This window comes from Schaalia sp. JY-X159 (assembly GCF_014525425.1).
Taxonomy (GTDB): Bacteria; Actinomycetota; Actinomycetes; order Actinomycetales; family Actinomycetaceae; genus Scrofimicrobium.
In genome coordinates this window covers 130,325-154,949 of the sequence record NZ_JACEXI010000004.1, presented here as the reverse complement: position 1 = coordinate 154,949, position 24,625 = coordinate 130,325, and the positions used below count along the sequence as shown (strand labels likewise).

24 protein-coding genes, 1 other RNA gene and 1 pseudogene are annotated in these 24,625 nt (G+C 57.5%); 11 read left to right on the top strand and 15 right to left on the bottom strand.

The features are described from left to right. Nucleotides 1-81 precede the first annotated feature (81 nt). Nucleotides 82-1,080 (top strand): hypothetical protein, encoded by a 999-nt coding sequence (locus IDL90_RS08205; protein ID WP_182142135.1) that lies wholly within the window; start codon nt 82-84, stop codon nt 1,078-1,080. Between the two features lie 2 nt (nt 1,081-1,082). Here IDL90_RS08205 and IDL90_RS08200 read toward each other — a convergent pair whose 3' ends face one another. Then, nucleotides 1,083-3,197 (bottom strand): ATP-dependent DNA helicase UvrD2, encoded by a 2,115-nt coding sequence (locus IDL90_RS08200; RefSeq protein ID WP_316930315.1) that lies wholly within the window; start codon nt 3,195-3,197, stop codon nt 1,083-1,085. Then, nucleotides 3,194-4,132: an NAD(+) diphosphatase gene (nudC, locus tag IDL90_RS08195; RefSeq protein WP_187995056.1), complete on the bottom strand. Its 939-nt coding sequence runs from the start codon at nt 4,130-4,132 to the stop codon at nt 3,194-3,196. The genes IDL90_RS08200 and nudC overlap by 4 nt, the downstream gene beginning before the upstream one ends. A 120-nt stretch (nt 4,133-4,252) precedes the next feature. Between nudC and rph the strand changes: the two genes are divergently transcribed. Together rph and rdgB are read left to right on the top strand one after the other, a co-directional pair. After that, nucleotides 4,253-5,032, top strand: coding sequence for a ribonuclease PH (rph, locus tag IDL90_RS08190; RefSeq protein ID WP_398402032.1), 780 nt, complete (start codon nt 4,253-4,255; stop codon nt 5,030-5,032). Beyond that, nucleotides 5,032-5,643: an RdgB/HAM1 family non-canonical purine NTP pyrophosphatase gene (rdgB, locus tag IDL90_RS08185; protein WP_187995055.1), complete on the top strand. Its 612-nt coding sequence runs from the start codon at nt 5,032-5,034 to the stop codon at nt 5,641-5,643. Before rph ends, rdgB begins: the two co-directional genes overlap by 1 nt. On the opposite strand, the gene IDL90_RS08180 is transcribed toward rdgB, so the two are convergent. After that, nucleotides 5,640-6,440, bottom strand: coding sequence for an MBL fold metallo-hydrolase (locus IDL90_RS08180; protein WP_187995054.1), 801 nt, complete (start codon nt 6,438-6,440; stop codon nt 5,640-5,642). The two genes, rdgB and IDL90_RS08180, sit on opposite strands and share 4 nt — an antisense overlap. Next, complete coding sequence (gene murI, locus IDL90_RS08175; RefSeq protein ID WP_187995053.1) at nt 6,437-7,273, bottom strand: glutamate racemase; 837 nt, start codon at nt 7,271-7,273, stop codon at nt 6,437-6,439. The genes IDL90_RS08180 and murI overlap by 4 nt, the downstream gene beginning before the upstream one ends. Nucleotides 7,274-7,424: 151 nt before the next feature. Between murI and IDL90_RS08170 the strand changes: the two genes are divergently transcribed. From IDL90_RS08170 to IDL90_RS11335, 3 genes and pseudogenes are all read left to right on the top strand, one after another. Then, nucleotides 7,425-8,789: a nicotinate phosphoribosyltransferase gene (locus tag IDL90_RS08170; protein ID WP_187995052.1), complete on the top strand. Its 1,365-nt coding sequence runs from the start codon at nt 7,425-7,427 to the stop codon at nt 8,787-8,789. 103 nt (nt 8,790-8,892) lie between these two features. After that, nucleotides 8,893-10,152 (top strand): annotated as a pseudogene (locus tag IDL90_RS08165) (SLC13 family permease); the annotation flags it as partial. Nucleotides 10,153-10,231: 79 nt separating this feature from the next. Further along, nucleotides 10,232-10,441 carry an anion permease gene (locus tag IDL90_RS11335; protein WP_223175275.1) on the top strand — a complete coding sequence of 70 codons (210 nt, stop codon included), beginning with the start codon at nt 10,232-10,234 and terminating at the stop codon, nt 10,439-10,441. A 50-nt stretch (nt 10,442-10,491) separates the two neighbouring features. Here IDL90_RS11335 and IDL90_RS08160 read toward each other — a convergent pair whose 3' ends face one another. The 4 genes from IDL90_RS08160 to IDL90_RS08145 all read right to left on the bottom strand — a co-directional run bounded on the left by IDL90_RS08160 (nt 10,492) and on the right by IDL90_RS08145 (nt 13,666). Continuing rightward, nucleotides 10,492-10,764: a DUF3039 domain-containing protein gene (locus tag IDL90_RS08160; protein ID WP_187995051.1), complete on the bottom strand. Its 273-nt coding sequence runs from the start codon at nt 10,762-10,764 to the stop codon at nt 10,492-10,494. A 5-nt stretch (nt 10,765-10,769) separates the two neighbouring features. Next, a complete protein-coding gene (nagB, locus tag IDL90_RS08155) occupies nt 10,770-11,561 on the bottom strand; it encodes a glucosamine-6-phosphate deaminase (RefSeq protein ID WP_187995050.1) in 792 nt (263 codons plus the stop codon). Between the two features lie 154 nt (nt 11,562-11,715). Next, complete coding sequence (locus IDL90_RS08150; RefSeq protein ID WP_182142126.1) at nt 11,716-11,997, bottom strand: HU family DNA-binding protein; 282 nt, start codon at nt 11,995-11,997, stop codon at nt 11,716-11,718. Between the two features lie 127 nt (nt 11,998-12,124). Further along, on the bottom strand, nt 12,125-13,666 hold the full coding sequence (locus IDL90_RS08145) for a leucyl aminopeptidase (RefSeq protein ID WP_187995049.1): 1,542 nt from the start codon (nt 13,664-13,666) through the stop codon (nt 12,125-12,127). A 138-nt stretch (nt 13,667-13,804) separates the two neighbouring features. Between IDL90_RS08145 and IDL90_RS08140 the strand changes: the two genes are divergently transcribed. Genes IDL90_RS08140 through IDL90_RS08125 form a run of 4 tightly spaced genes read left to right on the top strand, consistent with a single transcriptional unit; the run spans nt 13,805 to nt 16,551 of the window. Next, nucleotides 13,805-14,623 carry a formate/nitrite transporter family protein gene (locus IDL90_RS08140; protein WP_187995048.1) on the top strand — a complete coding sequence of 273 codons (819 nt, stop codon included), beginning with the start codon at nt 13,805-13,807 and terminating at the stop codon, nt 14,621-14,623. Between the two features lie 40 nt (nt 14,624-14,663). Then, complete coding sequence (locus tag IDL90_RS08135; protein ID WP_187995047.1) at nt 14,664-15,344, top strand: hypothetical protein; 681 nt, start codon at nt 14,664-14,666, stop codon at nt 15,342-15,344. After that, the gene (locus IDL90_RS08130; protein WP_187995046.1) at nt 15,344-15,928 is read left to right on the top strand and encodes a hypothetical protein; all 585 of its coding nucleotides are present in this window, start codon (nt 15,344-15,346) and stop codon (nt 15,926-15,928) included. Before IDL90_RS08135 ends, IDL90_RS08130 begins: the two co-directional genes overlap by 1 nt. Then, nucleotides 15,925-16,551, top strand: a complete 627-nt coding sequence (locus tag IDL90_RS08125) for a hypothetical protein (RefSeq protein ID WP_182142121.1) — start codon at nt 15,925-15,927, stop codon at nt 16,549-16,551. The genes IDL90_RS08130 and IDL90_RS08125 overlap by 4 nt, the downstream gene beginning before the upstream one ends. On the opposite strand, the gene IDL90_RS08120 is transcribed toward IDL90_RS08125, so the two are convergent. The 7 genes from IDL90_RS08120 to prfB all read right to left on the bottom strand — a co-directional run bounded on the left by IDL90_RS08120 (nt 16,487) and on the right by prfB (nt 23,206). Beyond that, on the bottom strand, nt 16,487-17,803 hold the full coding sequence (locus tag IDL90_RS08120) for a hypothetical protein (RefSeq protein ID WP_187995045.1): 1,317 nt from the start codon (nt 17,801-17,803) through the stop codon (nt 16,487-16,489). The genes IDL90_RS08125 and IDL90_RS08120 overlap by 65 nt on opposite strands. Before the next feature lie 131 nt (nt 17,804-17,934). Further along, nucleotides 17,935-18,318: a transfer-messenger RNA gene (gene ssrA, locus IDL90_RS08115) on the bottom strand. A gap of 95 nt (nt 18,319-18,413) precedes the next feature. Beyond that, nucleotides 18,414-18,944, bottom strand: a complete 531-nt coding sequence (gene smpB, locus IDL90_RS08110) for an SsrA-binding protein SmpB (protein WP_182142107.1) — start codon at nt 18,942-18,944, stop codon at nt 18,414-18,416. Nucleotides 18,945-19,065: 121 nt separating this feature from the next. Beyond that, nucleotides 19,066-20,388: a M23 family metallopeptidase gene (locus tag IDL90_RS08105; protein ID WP_187995044.1), complete on the bottom strand. Its 1,323-nt coding sequence runs from the start codon at nt 20,386-20,388 to the stop codon at nt 19,066-19,068. 3 nt (nt 20,389-20,391) lie between these two features. Continuing rightward, nucleotides 20,392-21,306: a permease-like cell division protein FtsX gene (ftsX, locus tag IDL90_RS08100; protein ID WP_182142105.1), complete on the bottom strand. Its 915-nt coding sequence runs from the start codon at nt 21,304-21,306 to the stop codon at nt 20,392-20,394. Between the two features lie 2 nt (nt 21,307-21,308). After that, a complete protein-coding gene (gene ftsE / locus IDL90_RS08095; RefSeq protein WP_182142104.1) occupies nt 21,309-21,998 on the bottom strand; it encodes a cell division ATP-binding protein FtsE in 690 nt (229 codons plus the stop codon). Nucleotides 21,999-22,120: 122 nt separating this feature from the next. Further along, on the bottom strand, nt 22,121-23,206 hold the full coding sequence (gene prfB, locus IDL90_RS08090) for a peptide chain release factor 2 (protein WP_223175298.1): 1,086 nt from the start codon (nt 23,204-23,206) through the stop codon (nt 22,121-22,123). Between the two features lie 120 nt (nt 23,207-23,326). Between prfB and IDL90_RS08085 the strand changes: the two genes are divergently transcribed. After that, a complete protein-coding gene (locus IDL90_RS08085) occupies nt 23,327-24,622 on the top strand; it encodes a phosphotransferase (protein ID WP_262509144.1) in 1,296 nt (431 codons plus the stop codon). Nucleotides 24,623-24,625: the final 3 nt, after the last annotated feature.

Genomic DNA, 24,625 nt, shown 5'->3' with positions numbered 1-24,625 from the left:
ATCCAATGCACGTGGAGGCTGCGATTGGTACACAGTTGAGAAAGTCATTTCTGAACCTGTGAAACCAAGGACGGTACATCCATGAGGCTTCTGCGCCCTCACACATTTGTTGGCGAAATCGAACCGGGAAAGCTTCAGGTGGGGTCTGCTCCACCAAGGACCGTGGTCTTCTCTGCTCTCTCACCTGCAGAGTCTGCATGGATCAAGAGTCTGTCCAGAATAGAGACTGCAGTCCCACCTGGAACCCAAACATCTGCTCTCACACATCGGGCTCCAGACCGTGTCTCGCGCCCAGCACACGACACCAGTTCGCTGACGCCCCGCCAGAAGGAAATGCTGGTCATGTTGGACGCCGTCGGACTGTTAGAGGACGGGGCAAACCCTCTGGGTGAACTGCGAGTACGTGTTTCCGGGCTCGACAGGGTTGGTGCCCGCGTTGCTGCGCTCCTCGCTGAAGAGGGAGTTCGCGAGCTGGAGTTGCGCGACCGCCGCGCTGTTGACCGCGTTATGCCACCCGCGTTCACGGAGAAACAGCTGGGGCGAACAAAACAGACCGTGTTGTCTCGGCACCTTCGCGAACGCTACCCCGGACTGCGAATAACGGGACTTACTCTGCCTGATCTTGCAATAGTGTGCAGCAGCAGTGTTTGGGACCATGGGACCCTGGGTCGGCTCCTGTCCAGCGACACTCCCCACCTGCCAATTGTCCAACGTGACCGGGAAGTGCAAGTCGGTCCCCTCATGGTTCCCGGCGTAACTGGTTGCGCACTGTGCGCAGACTTGAGCATTCAGGACTCATTCCCGCTGTGGGCTAAGTCGTCCCTAGCTCTCGCAACTGCACCCCAGCCAATTACCGCTGACCATCTTTGTATGACCGCAGCCGGGTTAGCGGTGACGCTGATTCATGCTGCAGCAACCGGGGCCACACCCATTGGTGCATCTGGTCCGGCCGGGCTGGGAGGGGTGTCGCACTCATTGACTGTAGGCCCCAGCGGCGTAGAGGTTCGGGAATGGTACCCACACAGGGGTTGTTCGTGCAGACGGGGACCGATCAGTCAAGGGGTGGCTCAGGTCGCCTGATACTACCCGGGGAGGTAATCCTTCACGATGCGAAGGATCGGGGTTCCGTATGCTTCAAGTTTCACAGCCCCGATTCCGCGCAATGCCCCCAACTGGCGGAGCGTCCTTGGTTTCGCTGTTGCCACGTCTCTGAGAGTGGCATCCGCAACAACCGTAAATGCCGGCTTACCGCTCTCACGTGTCACGCCAAGTCGCCACTGGCGCAAACTCTCAAACAACTCCCTTGTACTCTGATCTGCCTCTGCTAAGAACTGGGCATTTATATCGCCGGACTTTGTGCGTGTGTTCAGTTTGTTGCCGGGTTTAGACGCAGTCCACCTTCCACGGGCCGTTTCTTCCCTGGGCCACATCTTGGTCAAGAAACGGCTCACCGTGCGTTTACCTTTGCGATCTGCAGATCGAGCCTGCGAGTAGCTAAGGCTCAAGTGGATCCGCGCCCTGGTAACACCGACGTAAAGGAGCCGCCTCTCTTCTTCGATTCCGCCGGGCGTGTCCGCCATTGAAATCGGCATCAGCCCCTCCGAAAGCCCTGCGAGGAAAACCGCGTCCCACTCCAAACCTTTTGCAGCATGAAGCGTTGAGAGGACCACACCCTCAACCGTCGGCGACGCTTTCGCGGCGGCACGCTCTTCCAGCTCAGAGACGAACTGTTCTGGCGTCTGCTGCGGATTGCGGCGCGCCATGTCTAACAGGGCATCCAGGTTGGCCCATCGTTCCCGCACAGCCCCGGCACTGGTGGGCGGTGTCGGTTGCCAGCCCAGTGTCCCAACCACTTCGGCGACCATGTCAGGAAGAGACTCAGTTTCCTGTCCGGCGAGGGCGCGCACCCGTGCTTGTTGACGCAGAAGCAGCACGGCCCTCTTCACTTCCTCACGATCAAAGAACCGTGCTCCACCCTTGACTTGGAAGGCGAGACCGACATCTGCAAGGGCTTCCTCAAATGCCTCAGACTGCGCATTGACCCTGTAGAGGACCGCAATCTCCGAAAGTGGAACTCCCGATTGGTGAAGCTCCTTGATGCTCTGAGCGATGCCCCGCGCCTCTGCAACGTCGTGATCATAGCGTTCGAAGGAGACCGCGGGCCCCATGGGCCGTTGTGCCTGCAGGCGAACCGCGCCGGGCAGCCCAAGGGTAGTTGCACGACCATCCATCCCCTTCGCGGAGGCGACGACTTGGTTTGCTAGTGCGACAACCTGGGGGGTAGAACGATAGTCACGGACCAGCTCAATCACTCTGGCACCCCTCATACGCTTCGGGAACTCCTCAAGGTATTTGGAGCTGGCGCCCGTGAATGAGTAAATGGTCTGTGCGACATCACCGACGACGCACAGGTCTGTCCTCTCCCCTCTCCACAGGTCAAGCAAGTGTTGCTGCACGGGGGAAACGTCTTGGTACTCATCAACCACGAAGCTTCGATAGCGTGAGTGGACTGCCCGCGCAACGTCTTCACGTTCCTCCAAGAGTCCACACTGCAACAGCAACACGTCCTCGAAATCAATGGCGTTACGATCTGCTTTAGCCTGTTCGTAGGCCTCATAGAGACGCGGAAAGTCATCTACAGTCAGGTCTGCGGGCGGGGTTCGTAGGTTTGCCTTTGCGAAGTCCGCATAGCCGTCAGGCGTCACCATCGACACCTTGGCCCACTCGAGTTCAGCGGCGAGGTCGCGAACCACAAGCTTGTCAGCACGAATCCCTACCCTGCTTGCGGCAGCCGCCACCACGGAAGCTTTGTGCGGCATCAGGTTTGGAAGTGGTCCGCCGCTGACGCGGGGCCAAAAGTATGCCAACTGCTTGAGTGCTGCACCGTGGAAAGTCATCGCTTGAGCTCTCCCAGCACCCAGAGCCCGCAACCTCGAGGACATTTCTGCTGCGGCCTTCGCAGTGAATGTAACTGCGAGAACAGTGTTGGGATCAACCGCGCCAACAGCACTTCCGTAGGCAATTCGGTAGGTGATTGCACGGGTCTTCCCCGTACCGGCCCCCGCGCGCACGCAGAGCGGGCCAGACACCTGGAGTGCCGCCTCACGTTGCTGGGGGTCAAGCGCATCCAAGAGCTCTTCTGGTGAGCGCAATGTCGTCACGTTCCTTACTTCCTCAACATGTCGAGTCTGGCTCACGGGAGTTCCCCCCGCATCCACAGGCCGATGACAGTATGTGCGACCGCCGCCGGTCCGGGTAGCAGGACTTCTTTGCTAGCGACTGCTTTCTTCAGCTCATCTCTCGTAAAGAATCGGGCATGGTCGATTTCAATTTGATCTGGAACTGGCGTGGTCACCATGGTCTTGGCAGTGTAGGCCAGCATCAACGACCGAGGGCGGGGCCACGGTTGCGAGCCAAGATACCGCAGCCCGAAGATTTCTATCCCGACTTCCTCACGAAGCTCTCTTGGAACCGTACGTTCCGCACTTTCACCAGCGTCGACATAGCCTGCAGGTAGGGACATTCGGCCCGCAGGCCAAAGAACATTGTGAGCAAGCAGCAGGCGATCTTCCGTATCAACTACAGCGACAATCACAGCCGGGTCCGTCCTTGGATACTCAACGCGTCCGCATTCCTTACAGTGCGCGCTCCAGCCAGCCGAGCCGGGGGTCAGGGGGCTTCCGCAGTTCGGGCAGAACTTTGTGGAGCGATGCCAGGCAAGCAGAGCTGTAGCCTGGGTGACCAGTAGTGATGCCGAGTAGTCCTCAAGTTCGGCGGCAAAGGCAATCAGATCCAACCAGCGAACTTCCTCCGGCAGGAGGGAGAAGAGGCTTCCGGCCCCGTTGAGATCGTCTGGTAGTACAACCACCAGTAAGGGGAACCCCTCGGCTGTTCTACCCATAAACCAGATGCAGTCGTCAGCCACGCCTGAGACCAGCGCCCCCAACTGTTCACCTTCCGGTCGCCAAAGAAGTGGCTTCCCTCCCGTAAATGTCACCGCAAACTCGCCGTTTTCACGCACCGCGGTCACCACCGCCCCATGGGCTCCAGACTCAGCTGTGAGATCCACAGACTCCCTCTGGGAGGTGGCAGAATCAAAGTCCCCGCGAGCCAGGGCGAAATCAAACATCATATGACTACGGTAGCCCGTCCCTCCGACATCTTGGCGCCCCTCTCGGATCACTGGGGACCGCGCCGCTCTGGCCGAACTGTGGATAACTCTCGAACTTTGCAACGCGACTAAGATACAGATATGATGAACACGACTCGCAAAGATGGACGTGCACCAGACGAAGCGCGACCAGTAAAGATCATTCGCGGATGGACTTCCACGGGTGAAGGATCCGTCCTCATCGAAACCGGAGCCACCCGCGTGCTCTGCGTCGCCTCCTTCACCGAAGGTGTCCCCCGTTGGCGCAAGGGCAGCGGTCAGGGCTGGGTGACTGCCGAGTATGCGATGCTCCCAAGGTCAACCAACGAGCGTAACCAGCGCGAGTCCGTGAAAGGAAAAATTGGGGGACGCACCCATGAGATTTCGCGTCTGATTGGGCGTAGTCTGCGCAGCGCAATTGACTTGAGCGCGCTCGGAGAGAACACGATCGTAGTGGACTGCGACGTACTTGTGGCTGATGGTGGGACGCGAACCGCTGCCATCACCGGCGCCTGGTTGGCTCTTCATGACGCAGTCGCCTGGGCAGTCGAAAAGGGGGTCATCGCGAAGCGCAACCAACACAGCGTCCTTGTCGACTCCGTGGCAGCCGTTTCAGTTGGCATCGTCAATGGGGCGCCCGTCCTCGATCTGCCCTACGTCGAGGACGTTAGCGCCGAGACTGACATGAACGTCGTTGGCCTGGGTAGCGGTGGGTTTGTCGAAGTCCAGGGAACAGCAGAGGGCGCACCATTTAGTCGAGGTGAACTGACCCAGATGCTGGATCTAGCGGAGAAGGGCCTCCATCGCCTCAACTCCCTCCAGGCGCGCGCCATCCTTACTCCCCCCGGCGTTGAAATCACAAGCGCAGACCTTGGATTGTGATGACCCCCGCCCTTGCTATTGCGACGGGTAATGCCCACAAGATTGAGGAAATGAAGGCACTCCTGGGTGATTTCATACCCGGGTTCGACCCATCACTCGTCGCAACTCTTGCTGACTTTGATGCAACTTCTCCGGTCGAGGACGGCCTCACGTTTACCGACAACGCTCTGATTAAGGCTCGCGACTTGGCGCAAGCGACCGGCCTCCCAGCCCTAGCGGATGATTCGGGTATTTCCGTTGATGCGCTGGGTGGGGTGCCCGGAGTCTTCTCGGCACGGTGGTCTGGTACCCACGGGAATGACCAGGCAAACGTAGAGCTTCTGCTGGCGCAGTTGGCGGACGTCAAAGATTGTTACCGCGGAGCTCGGTTTGTCTGCGCTGCGGCGCTTGTCTTCCCCGATGGGCAGGAAATTGTCAGGGAAGGCGTTGTTGAGGGCTCGCTCACGCGTGAGCCGCACGGCAGCGGGGGATTCGGCTACGACCCAATTTTTGTTCCCCTCGGGTCTACTTCCACCACCGCGCAAATGTCACAGGAAGAGAAGAATCGAATCTCCCACAGGTCACGAGCATTGAAAGCGCTCGCCCCCTACCTTGAGGAGATCTTCGCCTAGAGGACCCAGGTACTCCCTGCTAGAGCAACTTCGGTCTGGCCATCAAACTGGGATTGCGCTTCTGAAAGCGGCACTTCCGGGTCGGTCCATGGCTGGATGTGGGTCAGCACCAACTGCCCAACCCCACCTTCGCGTGCAAGAACCCCTGCCCGTCCACCAGTGAGGTGAATACCGCGAGTCTGCTCCACCTCGGTAAAACCACATTCGGCGAGGAGAAGATCCAAACCCTGCGCCATTTCCGTCATACCATCGCATGAATCGGTGTCACCCGTGTACGCCAACGTCACGCTCGTAGTGGACTGCAGGTCGTCAGAGGGGCCTTCAATGCGAAAGCCAAAAGACTCCACGGTGTGGTTGCCTGGGAACGCGGTGATTCTCATTGGTCCAACTTGAAGGACATCGCCACTGGCAACAGCGTGGAAATCGAGCATCTCCACAATCTCGTCCTCATCGGCATATCCATCAATCTGCGCCATGCGCGCACGTACCTCTGCGGGACCAGCTGTATAGAGAGGTGCCCGATGGCCTTCGGGATGCCACTTCAGGAAGACGTAGAAGGAAATGACGTCGGCCATATGGTCAGCGTGCCCATGAGAAATCAGCAATGCATCAACGTCGCGTGGATCCATCTGCTTCCACAGCTCGCCGAATGAGCCGGGCCCCATGTCTAGGACGACAGACCAAGTCCGCATCTTTCCCGTCTCACGATCAAAGCCCTGCGCTTGAACGAGATAGCTAGATGCTGAGGATGCCGGACCTGACATCGATCCGGAAGAGCCAAGAACGGTGAGCCTCATCGATCCTCCCCAACCCTACGTGTGGGCGCAACGACCTCGACCCCGTGGACTTCAGGACCAAGAAAACGCCTCGCCAAAGCGGAGAACTCTGGGCTCTCCCCCGTCGAGAGGAACCTGTAGTGCGCATGCTCTCCCGCGGCCCTGGGCGAATGTAGTAGATCGAGGTCGATAAGCTCGGAATAAGTGGCATTCGCAGTTGCTTCCGATGACGTCACTAAGCGAACGCCGGGCCCGAGCAATCGAGACAGGACCCCCGTCAGCAACGGGTAGTGGGTACAACCTAAGATAACTGTGTCAACGTCGGCGGCAATTAGTGGTGCAAGGTACTGCCTTGCTGCCTCAGTCACGGCCTCTCCTGTCGTTTCGCCCTTTTCAACGAACTCAACAAATCTTGGTGCCGCATTCTGAATAACCTCAACGTCAGGCACGGCACGAAGTGCGTCCAGGTAAGCGCCCGACCTCACGGTAGCAGCCGTTCCGAGGACACCGATGCGGCCGTTGCGTGTTGTTGCGGCACCTTGCTTGGCTGCCGGAGTAACCACCTCGATGACAGGAATCCCCTGCTCCCCGTAGCGTTCCCTAGCATCCTGCAGTGCGGCTGCAGTAGCGGTATTACATGCGATCACGAGAATTTTGGCCCCCAGCTCAACCAAGCGGTCAAGGCCCGCAAGCGTGAGCGCGCGAACATCCGACAGCCTGCGCGATCCATACGGGGTGTTGGCACTGTCACCAAGATAGATGACATCTTCGCCCGGCAGCTGATCAATGATTGCGCGGGCCACCGTCAGGCCACCAAGGCCTGAATCAAAAACTCCGATTGGCGCGTCATTCACGTCCTCGACGTTATAACAATTCCATCGGGCAAGGTGGCTTTGGGGCGTGAAACTCCACACCTCGTGACGCGTCCCATGTCAGGAGGCTACGAGACCCGAATGGTGACCGGGCATGCGCACGTCAGCGCGGCGAAACGACTACCGTTATGCCATGGCCGCTTCTGAATCAACAGCACTGCTTACTGACAAATACGAGCTCACGATGGTCGATGCCGCTCTCCACTCGGGTGTCGCAAACCGGAGATCTGTGTTCGAACTGTTTGGCCGCAGAATGGCCCCATCGCGTCGGTACGGCGTTGTCGCCGGCACAGGACGCGTCCTTGAGGCATTGGCGCGATTCCACTTCGATGACGACCAGATCGCGTGGCTTGAGAGCCAAGCATTCCTCAGTGACAAGGCTCTGGACTTCCTGTCAACTTTTACCTTTACGGGGAGCATCCACGGCTATGCGGAAGGGGAAATCTACTTTCCGGGTTCGCCGCTGCTGACTGTTGAGGGGACATTCGCTGAAGCCACACTGCTCGAGACCTTGCTCCTGTCCGCCCTCAACTACGACTGTGCCGTCGCGTCAGCTGCGTCGCGGATGACCATTGCGGCCCACGGTCGACCATGCCTCGATATGGGTGCACGCCGCACCCATGAGCGTGCCGCCGTTTCAGCTGCTCGGGCATCGGTGATCGGCGGGTTTGTCGCCACATCCGATCTCGAGGCCGGGAGGCGCTACGGAATCGATACCGTGGGTACCTCGGCCCACTCCTTCACGCTGGTTCAAGACTCTGAAAAGGCCGCCTTCGCTGCGCAGATCGCAACGCTCGGGCCAGACACAACGCTCCTTGTCGATACCTACGACATCCATCAGGGGGTCATCAACGGGGTCGAGGCTGCTCGCGCAGCCGGTGGTGAACTCGGCGCAGTACGAATCGACTCCGGCGACCTAGTGGCGCATGCCTTCCAGGTTCGCGAGCAACTAGATTCCCTGGGTGCCCAATCGACCAAGATTGTGGTGACATCGGATCTGGACGAGTACGCAATTGCGTCGCTAGGGGCGGCCCCGGTGGACAGCTATGGGGTCGGAACGCGCCTAGTAACAGGATCCGGCGTTCCGACAGCCGCTCTTGTCTACAAGCTGGTCGAACGTGAGGATAGCGATGGGATGATGCAGCCCGTCGCCAAACTGAGCGAGTCTAAGGGAACTGTCGGTGGCGAAAAAGCTGCGGGGCGCCTCTACACCCCTGACGGACGCGCAGTCCAGGAAGCATTGGTAATGGGTTCCAGCCGTGAAGAGAACAGGGACCGCTTGCTTGAGGTCGGTGGCCGGCTGCTCCAAGTTCCGCTCGTCGACAACGGCCGTATCCTTGAGGAAGCGTGGAGCCCCGAAGCGACCTGGGCCGCTCAGGACCGCCATCGCGAGTCTCGCAACGAGTTGCCATACCAGGCCTGGCGCCTGTCTGACGGGGAGCCTGGAATTCGCACGCGATACTATGGCCCAGAAGCGCCCGTGGAGAAATTCTCTTAGGTTGAATGGGTTGGGGCTAGTTCACCGCTGTCTGGCCTAGGGGATGTAACTCCCCTCTCGGCGCGCCCCGTTTGGGGACGGCGCAAACATTAGGGACGTATATATGGGGCACTCCGGCAGCAATGCCAGGAAACCCCGTACAAAGGCGCCTCCCAAACATCGTAGCGTGTGGGCAGAGGGGCGATTCAGGGGCATATTCCTCGGTATTGCTCTGGCCATCCTGGTCTACTTTCTCATGCCAGACCAACTAACTGGTTCCCTTGCTGAGACCCTTAACTATGACGGCACTCCGCGTTACACTGCGCACGGCCTCAAGCTCACGGCTGCCACCGCGACACTCATGGCGACCTGGTGGATCACTGAGGCGATTCCTCTTCTAGCAACCGCCCTCGTACCACTCATCGTGTTTACGCTGGCGCAGACACAGACTTTTGCTGAAACCGCCCGACCTTACGCGTCCGGCACCATCTTCCTTTTCCTGGGTGGCTTCTTCCTGGCGGCTGCGGTCCAGAAGTGGAACCTTCACCGACGCATAGCGTTGAACGTTGTCAAAGTCGTTGGAACAAAGCCCAAGATGATTGTTCTCGGGTTCATGATTGCGACCGGGTTCATCACCATGTGGGTATCCAACACGGCCACGGCAATCATGATGCTCCCCATCGGCCTCTCCGTCCTCCACCTCATAGACGGAGGTAAGAAAGGTAGCGAGCTACTCCATTCCAACTTTGCCAAGGCACTAATGTTGGGCATCGCGTATTCGGCGTCGATAGTCGCCACCTCCAGCCTGATCTCAACACCACCGAATGCACTTCTTCGCGCCTACATGCTGGATGACTACGGCATCACCCTCACTTTTGAGCGATGGCTCCTCTTCGCGGCACCGATGGCCTGGATCTTCCTACTCCTAGCCTGGCACTTGCTGGTGAACGTGTTCTTCAAGCCAGAAATGGATGACATTCCGGGTGGACATGAGCTAATCGTCTCTGAACTGCGACAAATGGGGCCGATGTCGCGGGGTGAGAAACTTGTCGCAATGGTGTTTGTGCTTGCGGCACTCTCGTGGCTGTTCCTGCCGATGCTCTTCGGCCACATGGGTGTGACCGACGAGCTCATCGCAATGGTGATTTCGCTTCTCCTCTTCCTGATCCCAGCTGGACCAGACCAGCGCCTACTCGATGCGAAGACGGCGCCGGGAATCCCCTGGGAGATCCTGCTGCTCTTTGGCGGTGGACTCGCCCTTTCATCCGCATTCACGAACAGTGGTCTAAGCACATGGATAGGGGATCTGTCCCAAGGTTTGGGTGGGATGGGTGTGGTCGTCCTCGTCCTCGCCGTGACCATCCTGGTTATGGCGCTGACAGAGATGACGTCGAACACCGCAACCGCTGCCACATTCCTGCCCGTCCTGGGGGGGTGTAGCAGCGGGCACGGGTCTGGACGTTATGCTGCTGGTGGTACCGGTTGCACTAGCCTCCACCTGCTCATTCATGCTTCCGGTCGCGACACCACCCAACGCTGTGGCCTACTCGACGGGCTATATCCAAATGAAGGACATGTTGCGCGTCGGCATCTGGCTCAACCTGATCGGCATCGTTCTGATTACAGTCACCACACTCACCATGGGACCCCTGGTTCTAGGGATTCAACTCTGAGTGCAAGACGTCCCCAAGAGGGTATTCCCGAGGACGTTCAAGCTGTTCACCTAGTCGGCAAAGGGCCAGTTTCTACCCTGTTTCCCAGCCTCATCCCGCAGTGCCTTACAACGCGGACAGACCGGGTACTTCTTAGCGTCACGCGTGGGCACCCACACCTTGCCACACAGTGCAACGACTGCCTGCCCGGTGACTGCCGCCTGGTTTGCTCGGTCACGCCTCACAAAGTGGGCGAACCTGTCCCCATCCCCGTCGCCGGACGTTGGTTTTGTCTTAGGGAGTTCGAGGACGTCTGCGCTTCCAGCGGGTGCTTCCTGAGCCATGATCACTAGCCTTTAAGGGCGGACAGGGCGACTTCGCCCTCGTACGCAGCTTTGTAGTAGTCCTTTAGCTGCAGTTTGCTTGCCGCACTTTCGTCCACCAGGATCGTTGCGTCATTGTGGAACTGCAGTACCGATGCGGGCCACAGGGCGCTCACTCCACCTTCAGCGAGGGCCGCGATTGCGTCTGCCTTCTGCTCACCCTGCGCAACCAACACCACAGCCTTGGCGCGACCGATTGTGGCCAGACCCTGGGTGATGCAATAGCGGGGAACAAGGTCGATGTCGTCATCGAAGAAGCGTGCGTTGTCCTTGCGAGTCTGCTCAGTCAAGACCTGGGTGTGTGTGGTCGAGGAGAGGGAGCCACCCGGCTCGTTAAAACCAATGTGTCCGTCAGTTCCAATCCCCAGGATTTGCAGGTCCACTCCCCCGGACTGGACGATCTTCTCTTCATAGTCGTTTGCGGCCCTCTTAGGATTTGGAGCCGTTCCATTCGGTCCGTTCACGGCGCCAGGCGCGAAATCCACCTTCGAGGCGAACACCCTCTGAATGAAGTTGCGGTAGCCCTCAGGGTGATCTTCCGGCAGGCCGACGTACTCGTCGAGCAGGAAGGCCTGGGCATCCTTGAAAGACACCTCGCCTTCCTCATAGCGGCGAATCAGTTCATCGTATACGGGAACAGGCGAAGACCCGGTCGCGAGTCCCAACACTGCGTTTGGCTTCTTTGCAAGCAAGTTCGTGTAAAGATCCGCTGCAGCACGAGCAATTTCTTCGGTGGAGGACAAGACTACGATGTTCATTCACAACTCCTGAGGGTAAGTGGTAACTACTTTCCGTGTCTCATCTTAATCCCGAAGCGGGGTTGGGGACACCTGCCCCCAACCCCGCTTCGTCTCGGTGCTTCATGTGCGCGGAATCCTCGCCGCCACAAGGCGTCCGGTTTCCGCGGTGAAACTACTTTCCGACTGCACTCTTCAGTGTTGAACCAGCGGACAGCTTGACGCCGTAGCCAGCCGGAATCTGGATTTCCTCACCGGTGCGTGGGTTACGACCGGTGCGGGCTGCACGCTCAACACGCTCAACCGACAGAAGGCCGGTGACGCGCACCGACTCGCCCTCGGAAAGGGCATCAATGATAACGGACTGGAAAGCACCCAGCGCAGAGTCAGCCTGAGCCTTAGTAAGACCCGAGCGTTCAGCCATCTGTGATACCAGTTCGGTACGGTTAATCGACATTAGTCATCCTCTTGTAGGTGAAAGTTCTCAAGCCACTAACGTGACCTACGAAAACGCTACACAGTAGCGGGGAGTTTGTCAGGTCTGAAACGTTGAAAACCCGCGTATTGTGGCAAATTTCCCGAGATTAAGCCCCCAAATCCTCCGCAAGCTTCGCTAGAAGGCGCCCCCCGAACCCAGTCGCACCACTGCGGAGCCACCTATCGTTTCCTGCACTTATCGACGGTCCTGCAATATCAATATGAACCCACGGCACCTCACTCACGAAGTTCGAGAGGAAGAGGCCGGCAGTAATGCTCCCCGCCGCCCGATTCGACATGTTCGCATTTGCGATGTCAGCAAGGTTCGAATCGAGAATCTTCATGTACCGCTCGTGCAGTGGCAACTCCCAAACGGCCTCCCCCGTTGCGTCACCAGCACGCTCCACCTCCCCAAGGAGGTCCTCATCGTTACCCATGATTGCCGCAATATCGTCGCCGAGGGCGATTATCTGCGCACCCGTGAGCGTCGCCATGTCAACGATCCATGAGGGCTTCGACTCTGCTGCTAACGAAAGGGCATCCATCAGGATGAGACGGCCTTCCGCATCCGTGTTAGCGACTTCCACAGTCTTCCCGTTACGCGCGGTAATAATCTCACCCACCCGCATTGAGTCACCCGAAATCATGTTGTCGGTCGTCGGGAGCCAAGCATCCACCGGGATATTCACATCAAGATCAGCGAAAGCTGAGAATGCGCCGAGTATTGCAGCGGCCCCGCCCATGTCGGTCTTCATGTTGATCATTGATGCGGCAGGTTTCAGGCTGAGGCCACCCGAATCAAAAGTTATGCCTTTACCCACAAGGGCTAGGTGCCTCTCCTCAGTCTGCTTCTGCGTGGGTGAAAAACGGAGTTTGATGAGGCTTGCTTCGTAATCCGAGCCACGATTGACACCGATGATTCCCCCGCACCCCATCTCTTCCAACTTGGCGTGATCGGCAATCTCAACCTCAAACCCGAACCGCTTCCCCAACGTCTCTGCCGTCTCGACGAGGGTGCGTGGCGTGAGGTGTGCGGGCGGCGCATTGGTCAAGTCACGCGCGATGTAGGTCGCACGCACCAGTGCCCGTGCACGGACCAAAGCGGCCTCAAACACCTGCGGTGCAGCTGCAGCCCGATCTGAACCAACGATCGTCAGCCCGCGTAGCTCCGGCGTACCCTCTGGATCCTTTTCGGACTTGAAAGTCGTCAGTGAGTAAGCAGCAAGCAAAGCACCTTCAACCAGGGCAACTACCTGCGCGGGATCCGTAGACGCATTGAGAACAATGCAGCCATGTTGTCCCCTACCAAGACTCTTGGTGAAGGAGGCCCCTGCTTCACGGTACGCGTCCTCGTCCAAGTCATCTTCAGATCCCAGCCCAACAAGGATTGTCTTCGCACCGCTTGGATTGGGCAGCACAAGTGTCTCACCAAGCTTGGCCTTGAAACCTGCGGTCCCCAGCGAGTCCAAGTCCCAACCCCCCTCGAGCGTCACACCCTCGCCTGTCACCAGCAAATGAGCAATTGAGCAGGAAGCATCGCTTTTGCAGGAAAGCTCCCGGTCAGATGTTTGGAACTGAAGGGACAGTCTGTCCAAAGCCGAAATGCCCGGGAGTAAGTCGACACTGTAGGACTCGTTTACCGAAACCACGTAATGAACCACCTAACTAGAGAAATGAAGCGGCGGAGGGCGCCTCACATCCATGGTAGGCGAGGGTTCCGTCACTAACTGACAAGAGCAGGACCAAGGCGCCACGTCTAGGCCGACACCCTCTGGCAAGATCGGGACGTGCTTACGATTCCACAAACACTCAATGTTCAAGCCGACGTGGCCACCGACAAAGTTGCGGGGCTGAAGAAGCCGGGACGCTTCATGGTCTCAGGGATGCTCGCCGGCCTCTACATGGGTGTTGGCGTCGTCCTTATGGTTAGTACAGCCGGTCCGCTCCTGGCAACGGGAGACGGGTTTGCAAAGCTGGTCAGCGGACTCGTTTTTGGTGCCGCGCTAACGCTGACAGTCTTCGCAGGCGCTGACCTGGGAACATCTGCAATGATGATCCTGCCCCTCGGCGTCCTGATGAAGTCGGTAAAGCTAGGAAGAGCCTCCGCGACACTCGGCTTCATCTGCCTTGCCAATGCGCTGGGTGCGCTTCTCTTTGGATCCCTAATCGTCGCATCCGGGGTTCTGGTGTCAAATGAAGCCGCCGGCACAATGCTGTCTGACATGCTTGCCAGCAAAGCACATGAAAGTCCCCTGGAACTGTTCGCTCGTGGGATTCTCTGCAACGTCCTCGTCTGCTTGGCGATCTGGATGGGTTCACGGGTTGAGTCAGACGGGACGAAGATCGCGTTGATCTTCATTGCCATCACCGCATTCATAGCCTCTGGGTTTGAGCACGTCATTGCCAACATGACGACCTACACGATAGGCATCCTCTCCGGAGATCCCAACGGTACGCTGGCGCTCTACGGCTTTAACGTCCTCTGGGTCGGCTTGGGAAACCTTGTTGGTGGAGCCGTGGTGGTCGCCCTCGCCTACTGGTTCATCGGAGGAAAGCCACAGGTACCGAGCGTTGCTACCGTGGGTGCAGAAGCCCGAATATACTAGGCCATGTGCGTACCCTCAGTCCTGAGAGCGCCCCGGAGCTATGACCAAGAGTGGTTCAACGCGAGGGGCCGGGATTTGGCGATTCTTTAAGCTCTTCTCTGACCTGGCATCTCCGGCCAACCTAACAATACTGGCGGGACTCGCCCTCATCTTAGTGACCGGAGTCTTCGGGGGTTGGAACGCCGCAGACGCCCAACCAGAAACCACCCCACGTGCCAGTTCTTCCGAGGCCGTCAGCGCCCGACCGTTCACCATCTCCATTAGCGACAGCTTCTGGACATCAGACCCGTCGCCTTTGCCCGGCGGCTTCCAAGAAGCCGCCTTCTTCGTGGTCAAGGCAAGAGTAGTTAACACAACCGAATCGTGGATCCAAGCACCCCTGCTCAGCCAAGCCATCACGGCAACCATCCCGAACACAGACCTTCAACCCCAATCTGGGCTATGGTCCAACGCGCTGGTGAGCGATGGTTCAATGGGAGGGCCAACTGCCTACCGAGTCATCGACCTGCAGTCCGCACGCGCGTTCCAGCCCGCACTGGAACAGGAGTACTGGCTGGTCTGGGAGCTGCCTCCAGACACACCACGGAGCCCGCAGGTACAACTTCAGTATTTCTCCCATACATGGCGAGCCTCAAGTTTGGACGGCGGGTTTTTCTGGACCGACCGGAGTCTAGTCGCGGTTCAAAGTCTGTCCGCTGCTGTCGAGGGTGAGGTTATCTAATGCAAAAGGTCAACTCCGCTCTACTGGTAACCGGTGTCATTGTGGTCGCAGGACTTGCTGTTGGGTCTGCGATTGACCGCGCACTTCCCTCCGCTCAAGACGTTTTAAGTGAACCCTTCGTCACGACTATTGAGGTCGGTCAGAAGGCAGAACTGCGCACTGCCGACATCACGGTGGACTCTTGGACGACCTCGGACTCTGTGACCAGCTACGGGACGGTTTATGACACGGTTGGAACCTGGGTTGTGCTGGACTTGCACGTCACAGCCAAGAATCGCCCTCACACACTAGCTGGCATGGAGTTGGTGTCCGAGGGCGGACGAACCTACGGTGGCCCTGCTGACATCCCCAATGGTTGCGACCCTGCGCAACCCGGCGTCCCGATTACCTGCCAGGTTGCGTTCGAAGTGCCATCCGAGGACGTACCCGGCCTCGAACTTCACATTCCCGCGGGAGGTGTGTCTGGTTCGCCCGGCGACGACCTAGCGATAGTCGACCTCGGCATTGTTCCGGATGCGCCCAGTGTCACCAGCCGGTTATCTACCGTTGATCTAGTCCGAACGCAATTTGGGGCGACCTCATGACTTGGCTGCAACGGAACAGATGGGGTTTGATACTGCTTCTACCGGCCCTGGTGGTTGCGCTAGCCGCAGCGTCTTTTCGGATGGTGAACCTCTACCTTCCGTGGAGTTCCGACCGGGGAGTCACTGTCGAAAGCCAGGTTGTAATCCCCTCTCAAAGGACCCTGGTCGACTACCCGAACAACGAGGTCTACACCGCGATACTGACCCCCGTGGCACTCGTTCCAGCGGAAACTGGAGGTGACTACGTGGAGTTTACTGCGGCGCCCGGGGCGCGTCTCTGGAAACTATCTGTAATGGTGGACGCGGATCCGGAAATGGTTCTGTCAGAGTGCTCCCTGTCGCTGGAGGACTCTACCGGCACCGTCTACGAAACATCTGGCGGCAAGGTGAGTTCCGGCGAGGCCTACGTAGACACTTGGGGAAACCTCTGCACAAATTCAGATGCGCCGGGCCCCTCCGCAGACCTCAACAATGTCTATGTTCCAGTCGACCCGCAGTACGCCCGACCTCGAAACTACCAGGTGGACCGGTACTTCGCGCTACCCACGGGCGTAGAGCCTACGGCAGTGCGGGTTTCGCTGGCTCGCTCTCCGCACTGGATTGTGCAGGTTCCTGTTGGGTAGCCGCAGATTCCTCTCCTACTAAGCGACGTTGGCTGGCAATAATGGTATTGACTGAAGATGCAAGCAGGCACACCATCACCGTCATGTAGATAGACTGTGCCAAGACGTCAATGAACGGGGACACCCCCACCCAAAAAGCACCCGACTGTGGACCAATCAGCAATCGAAGAACCTGCGTAACCCAGACGCGAAGCTGAGAGGTAAATGCAAAAATGACGCACAACATCACCATTGGGATCACGCCAGCAGTAGCAACTCGCCCTATCGCGCGAACGGTATTGCGGAATGGATTCACCACGGGCTCGCTAACCTGAGCCGCAACTCGGCGAACTGGGTTTGGCACCCGCTGCAATCGCTGTGTCATCTGCTCAGAAGTCATCATTGGTCTGGCACTAGGCAGAGAAGAACCGTAGATTGTGGCACCAACTGCAATCCACGCAACTGGAATAATCACCAATGATCCCATTGAGGAGACTATTCCCGTGACCTGATCGATTACAGCTTGAATAATGGAACCCACTGGACCGAGGGTCGCCATGATCCCATCGAAAGTAGCCCCAACCTGGCGAATAACAACTCTTGACTGCACCCACCCGCGCACGGAGTCGATCGACCACGCGAAGTAAGACGCCAACGTGACGAGCCAGAGGGCCTCAAGGTATCCGGCAAACCCAGCGACTGGGAGTGAGGATTTCCCCAGGTTGAATCCAGCAATGACCTTCCTCAAGACCAGCGCAATGATAACGATTGCAATCATCTGGGCGTCCGATCCGAACACCACTCGTGAGAAGTCGGCGTTGAACCCCTGATTCAACCATTCATCAGTTGTGGCGCTGTAAAGAAATGATCTCCGGTCCTCCTTGATCATTCCCTGCGATGCATAGACAGCAAGAAACGGAACCAGCACCATTACGGCAATAGTCAAATCTGCACGCACTTGGGCTTGCCGACTCCCCACCAGCGTTTTCTGCAGTTCGGGAAGCGTGGGCGCGACTCTCCGCAGCATGAGGACGAGGGCGATCAGCAGAGAAATAGGCGCAAGCGGGAGCAGGAGCATGCCCAGCAAAGGGGAGAAGCTGGATGCCTCTATCGCCAACCAAAGGAATAGGCCGCGAAGCGCCGTCCCCGCAAAGAACAACGTGAACAGGACAGGCCAGTTCTGAACAAAAGCCGTGAAGGCGTCGCGAAGCATCGACACCAATGCCTTCACGGCCTCATTGACCGCGTTTGTCACTGTTCGTAGAACTTCCACAGGCCAACACTACAGTGACATCGGGTTCGGCCGTATTCGTCCACGAATCCTGGCTTTCAGTTGGATCCACAAACAAGAAAAGCCCGGAAAACCGGGCTTTTCTGATACGAGTAATGTCTCAACCATTTCTCGAGTGGAGATGGCGGGAATCGAACCCGCGTCCGACGGTTGGCCCCGAGATATTCTCCGGGTGCAGTCTGCAATCAATTTCTCAGCCCTCGGCATAGTGCAAACGCTCTACCGAATGGGCTCAGTCAACTTAGTGTCGAGTTCCGCCCATTGACACTGCGGAACTCCAGTGGCTTCCTAAACGACGCCAGGAACCGGGGAAGAAGCAATCCCCGGGCTGACGGACTTTTAAAAGTCCTGTTACCTAATTAGATTAGGCAGCAAGGACGAAGTCAGTGCTCTTCTGTTCGGCACTTAATTGTTTGTACGCATCGTTAACGAGCAAAGCGCACGTCCTCGACCCGCTTCCCCTCGATCGACAACCGCCGTCGAAACCGATCATCCCCTATTGAGTTTTCAACGCCAGCATCAACTACCTCAACGAGATAATTCAACACTGCCCAGCAACTTTACACGCTTCCACTAGTAATTGCTATAGCATCTATGCCCTGGTGGGTCTCTTGAGGTAGTTACTCATTGCGCGTCGAGCCTCACGTTCATCCTGTTTTTCCCTCAACGCTTGCCGCTTGTCCCACTCTTTCTTACCTCGGCCAAGGCCGATCTCTACCTTCGCCCGACCCCCAATGAAGTACAACTCCAATGGCACAACCGTGTACCCCTTGGCCGACACGCGCTGCGCAAACCTCTCAATTTCCGACTTGTGCATCAGAAGCTTCCGCTTACGAGTGGGCGCGTGGTTATTCCACGACCCTTGCGAATACATGGGAACGTTGATTCCGTAAAGCCATGCCTCGCCGCGGTCAAACTCTACCCACCCGTCGACAATAGACGCTCTACCCATCCGCAACGCCTTCACTTCGGTACCGCCGAGGGCGATCCCCGCCTCAAGTGTGTCCTCGATCTCTAGATCGTGTCTGGCACGACGATTGCGGGCGACGACCTTCTTCTCGTCAGATAGCGCCTTCTTGCGCTCACCCTCAGTGGGTTTGGGTTGCTTCCAGTTCTTTGCCATCTCTCAATCCCCATTTGGTATCAGCGCGTCAGCATACAGCATGAAGAATGCTCCCAACAGAGGTGGTCGCACCTCGCAAGGTAGGCTCCCGGTCGAGGATGCCTACACGAAGCAGGCAGTCTTACATATAGCCGAGGATTGAAGTGCTCGACCCGTTGACAAACAGGGACAGGTGGAGGTGGCAACCCGTCGAGTTACCGGTGGTGCCCGTGTATCCAATAATTTGTCCGCGGGACACAGACTGACCTGCCGATACTGCAATGCTTTGCATATGCCCTGATCTTGTCACCATCGAGCTTCCGTTCACCAACCCGTGGTTGATGGTGACCTGATTGCCAAGTCCATCAAGCCAACCGGCCGACGTTACTTGTCCTGCTCGTGTTGCCAAAAGGGGGGTTCCACACGCCGCTCCGAAATCAGTTCCATCATGAAGCCTGGGAGTGCCGAAAATGGGGTGGACTCGCCACCCGTAATTTGAGGTCACAGGGGCACTGAAGCTGAACGGATTTCCAAACACTCCGCCAGAGGATGCAGAAGCTGAGCCTCCAACGCTCTCGAATACTGTCTGATTGGTAGCATTCTCCCCGTCAATTCGCGCAATATCCGAGGCAGCCTGCGCACCGGCAGCGTCATAGGAAGCCAACTGCGCCTCCGCTTCACTCTTACGCGCGTTCCATTCAGCTTCTGCTTGACTCTGTGTTACCTGCAGCTCCTCCAAGGCGTCCAGCTTGTCCTCGACAATCGCTTTGGCTCCTTCAGCAGCCTCCGCTGCAGCCTTGGCCTCGGCCTCTAGGACAGCAATTCTCTCGGTGATCGCGGTCTGACGCTCCTGCTGGTTCTCCTGCACCACCAATGAAGAGCGAACTTCATCAAGTGCCTTGGACTGGACCCGACCCAGGCTGCTGGCCGCAGATGCTCTGCTGTTGATCTCTGCTGTCCCCTCAGCAGACATGACCACCTGCATGGTCGAGGTGGACTTCCCCCGGTACAGCTCTCTGGCCATATCCCCGACGGCAGCGGTAAGAGTACCCTCATTACTCTGGGAGACACCTACCGCAGTTGTGAGCTCATCAAGTTCTCTTTGAGCCTCCTGCAGCTCGGCCCTCGCTGTAGTGAGGTTGCGCTGCGCTTCTGCAAGTTCTGCCTCTGTATCAACAAGTTCAATTTGGGCGGTAGCAACATCTATCTTGGTTTGCTCCATCTGCCGAAACAGGGAAGCTAGCTCCGCATCGATGCCCTCAACTTTGTCCTGGAGGCCATCAACTTTCGATCGGCTCTCATTGAGTCGCTGAACCGCGTCCGACCGCTCATCTGCGGACGCATCCATCGCGGGGATCGACAAGACCGTCATCATCACCAGTGCAACTGCCGCTAGGATCGCGCCAAACTGTATCCAGCGTCGACGTCGAGCCGGATTCTTCTTCTGACTACTGTTTGAACTCATGTATCACACCCGCGTGTACTTGGCCAATGAGAATGCAGATGCGACCAAGGCTAACAGAAGAGCTGCTCCCACCAGAAGAGGCGTGATCATCCAAACTTCCTGGAACCCAATGAACTGGGCCCAATTGAACGAATCGGCCAACCAGTTGTTAACCAACAGGTGGACTCCACCAAACAGTGTCCCAACCGCCAAGGCTGCCCCAACTAGTGCTGCGATTGCGCCCTCGACCATAAATGGTGCCTGAATGAAGAGGTTCGACGCGCCGACCAGACGCATGATCTGGGTTTCACGCTCCCTGCTCATTGCACTCAATCGGATCGTTACCGTGATCAGAAGGACAGCCGCAATCGTCATAATCCCCGCAAGCGCGAGAGAGAGTAGCTTCGCCATTTCGATAACATTGAACATTGGTTCGACAAGCTCCCGCTGATCCCGAACTTCGGAGACACCGGGGCTTCCGCCAAACTCCTCCTGAATGATCTCGTACTGCTCCGGATCAACAAGTTTCACGCGGAAAGAGAACTGCAGCATGTCCGCACTGGTCCAGTCCCCCAATGCGGTGTCACCGTACATTTCTTGGAAGGCTGCAAACGCCTCTTCTTTTGTTTCTTCGTATACCTCTTCGACATACGGCCGGAGGTCGTCCGACGCAAGGCGTGTGCGTACCTCGTCTATCTGCTCTTCAGTCGCTTCTTGAAGATCACAAGACGGCGCACGGTCATCTGCCGCGCACATGTAAATCGAAACTTCGATCTTGTCGTACCAGTCAGTCCTCAACATGTTGACCTGGATTTGAGCGAGCGCAGCAACACCAACAAAGAGAAGAGAAATATAGGTAACAATTATGACGGCAACTGCCATCGCCTTGTTTCGGGACAGGCCCTTACCGGTCTCCGACAGAATGAATCTGAGTCGCATGGTTAGCGCGTCCCCCCGTATACGCCGCGATCCTGATCGCGGATGACATGTCCGTCCTCCAACTCGATGACGCGCTTACGCATTTGATCGACAATCTTCGAGTCGTGGGTTGCCATAACTACCGTGGTTCCAGAGCGGTTAATCCTGTCCAACAACCGCATAATCCCCAGGCTGGTCTCCGGATCCAGGTTCCCTGTGGGCTCATCGGCAAGGAGTAAAGGTGGGCGATTCACCATCGCCCGAGCGATAGCAACACGTTGCTCCTCACCACCAGATAGCTCGCTAGGGAGCCGACTCTCTTTGCCCTGCAACCCGACCATTTCTACTACTTCGGGAACAGCCGCGGCAATGGCGTGTTTTGGTCTTCCAATGACCTGCATCGCCAGAGCCACATTCTCATACACGGTTTTCTGTGGAAGCAGACGGAAATCTTGAAACACCGTCCCTACTTGGCGACGCAGCTTTGGCACGCGCCATTGCGACAAATGCGTGAGGTCGCGACCCAAGACCCAGACTGACCCCACAGTTGCACGCTGCTCACGGAGAACCAACTGGAGGAATGTTGACTTTCCAGAACCTGATTTTCCTACCAAGAAGACGAATTCTTCTCGCTCAATCTCAAGGGAGACATCGTCGAGTGCAGGCGCGGCTCCGCGTGCGTACACCTTGGTAACGTTTTCGAAACGGATCATCTCTCACTACTCACAAACTCTTGCTCTGGGGCCCTGGACCTGACTGAGTTGTCAACCGTTCTACCCTATGCAGGCAATGATCACGGTTCTCAGCGGCGCGCCCTCGTGTGCTGATTTTGCGCTCAGGCACCAAACTGTTCTTTTTGACTGTTCTTCCTCCAACGGATTCCCGCATCAATGAAGTCATCTAAGTCCCCGTCAAAAACAGCCTGGGTATTGCCCGATTCATGCTCCGTCCTCAAGTCTTTGACCATCTGGAAAGGCTGCAGAACGTACGAGCGCATCTGATCACCCCAAGAAGCCTTGACATCGCCCTTCAGTTCATCCTTCATGGCCTTTTCTTCCTCATGACGAAGGATGAGTAGTCTGGACTGGAGGACACGCAGTGCTGCCGCACGGTTCTGGATCTGCGATTTCTCGTCCTGCATTGAGACAACTATGCCAGTGGGGATATGCGTCATTCGCACTGCAGAGTCCGTCGTGTTCACAGACTGACCTCCTGGACCTGAGGAACGGAAGACATCGATCTTCAGCTCGGTTTCAGGAATATCGACCTCGTCCGTGGTTTCAATCAGGGGGATTATCTCCACTGCCGCAAAACTGGTTTGACGTCTCCCCTGATTATCAAATGGACTGATGCGGACCAGTCGGTGGGTTCCCGCTTCCACAGAGAGTGTGCCGTAGGCATAGGGCGCCTCAACCTCGAAAGTTGCCGACTTTATTCCTGCACCTTCCGCATAGGATGTGTCGAGGACGCGAGTCTTGTAGCCCTTGCGTTCAGCCCACCTCAAGTACATACGCATGAGCATTTGAGCGAAGTCTGCAGCGTCAACCCCGCCCGCACCGGACCGAATAGTCACGACAGCGTGCCGTTCGTCGTACTCACCGTCCAGCAGGGTTCGGATCTCCAACTCAGCTACATCGGCCTCAAGGGCACCCAAATCAGTCTGCGCCTCTGCAAGGAGTTCGCGTTTTTCGTCCTCGTCGGACGACTCTTCAGCCATTTCAACAAGAACTTCAAGGTCATCGATGCGTGCGACTGTCCGATCAAGACGTTCAAGGTCGGACTGCATGTGACTGAGCTCCGAGGTCACCTTCTGAGCCTCATCAGCATCATCCCAAAGGTCGGGGGCAGCTGCGGCCTCAGACAACCTCGCAATCTCAGACTTCAGGAAGTCAGGATTGGAGACAGCCACGATGTTACCCATGGTGATTCGCAGTGCGGCGATGGCGGAAGAAAAGTCAGTACTCACACGTGAAGCCTAACCGATGCCAATTCGGGGTGTGATCCACTCTTCGCTCGGTCCGCACGATAGCGTTAGGCAGTGATGTCTGAATCCAAGAATGTCCAGCCAGTATCGGAACTCGAACTTGCGGCTCTGAGCTCCGCCGCGATGCCATCCATTCAGGTGAGGGGAATAAGGGGAGCAATGCAGTCATCTGACTCTGGTCAATGGCTGTCCCTTGTCGACGCTCTTGGCGATTCATGGCTTTCCTGGGCCCCGGCCCATGCGTGGAGCGACAAGAAGGAGGAGCGTTTCGTTAGGACTACCGACTTCTTGAAAGACGCACAGGCAGACCGGAAACTCCCTTTCGAGACGCCAGTATTGGAGGGAGAGATCCGTCGCAATGGTGGAGGCACCGTAATGGTCTTTCGCCATCCCGGCGGCGCAGCGCTCACTAACGAGAACCTTTCCGTAGCAGGCCTTCTCCCCAAGTCACTTGGATCATCTTTGGCGGCGCTTCACGAGCTGGAGGCGACCCAATTTGCGCGCATCTGTGGACAGTACGCAGATGCCGAGAGAACACGCCGTGCTCTCAAGCAGCTCGTCGATAGGCATGTGAGCGCGATCCCTGCGCGATTGAGGTCCAGGTGGCTTGACGCGCTCAGTGAAGACTCACTTTGGGTCTTTCAACCAGTCCCACTCCACGGCTCCTTATGCTCTCAAGATGTGTATGTGGCCCCCGGCGGAGCAGTGCTGGGAATCTTCGGGTTTGATTCTGCGGCAGTTGGGGACCCAGCGCAGGACATGGCATGGCTGATGCTATATGCATCAGATGCGTTCCTAAGCTCATTTGAATCGGCATACGCTTTAGCCAGGAAATCTCCCGACTTGCATGTACTTGCCCGCGCAACGCTGCTTGCGGAACTTGAGACTCTCAGGTGGTACGCGCGCGGAGTCGCATGTGAGGATCGTGAATGGCGACGAGCCGGTGTGCAGGCGCTTCGAGACATGGACTCTGAGATTGGCGACCACAGGTTGGTACCCAAACGGCAAGAGGTTGTTGAGATCGCCTTCACCGTGGAAGAGGAGCCCCTAATGCGGTTGCAGCAGACTGAACCCGGGACTGGCTCCGGGCCACGTTCGAGGTGGCAGGCACAAGAAACAGAGGTGATTGTGCCCTCAGCGCAGAGTCCTCGAAGAATTGGCTTGGGTGGCACTCAGGAGACAGCTGAGGATCAGGAACATGCCACCGGCGCTTATGACCCATTTCCGCATCAGTCAGCTCGATCAGCAGGAACCCACCCAACCGGGGCGGAGCCCACGTGGGATTCAGACCAGACCGGCAGGCTTGGCCAAGCCCGCAGCACCGACCAGACCGGCAGCATCGAAGTCCCCTAACGG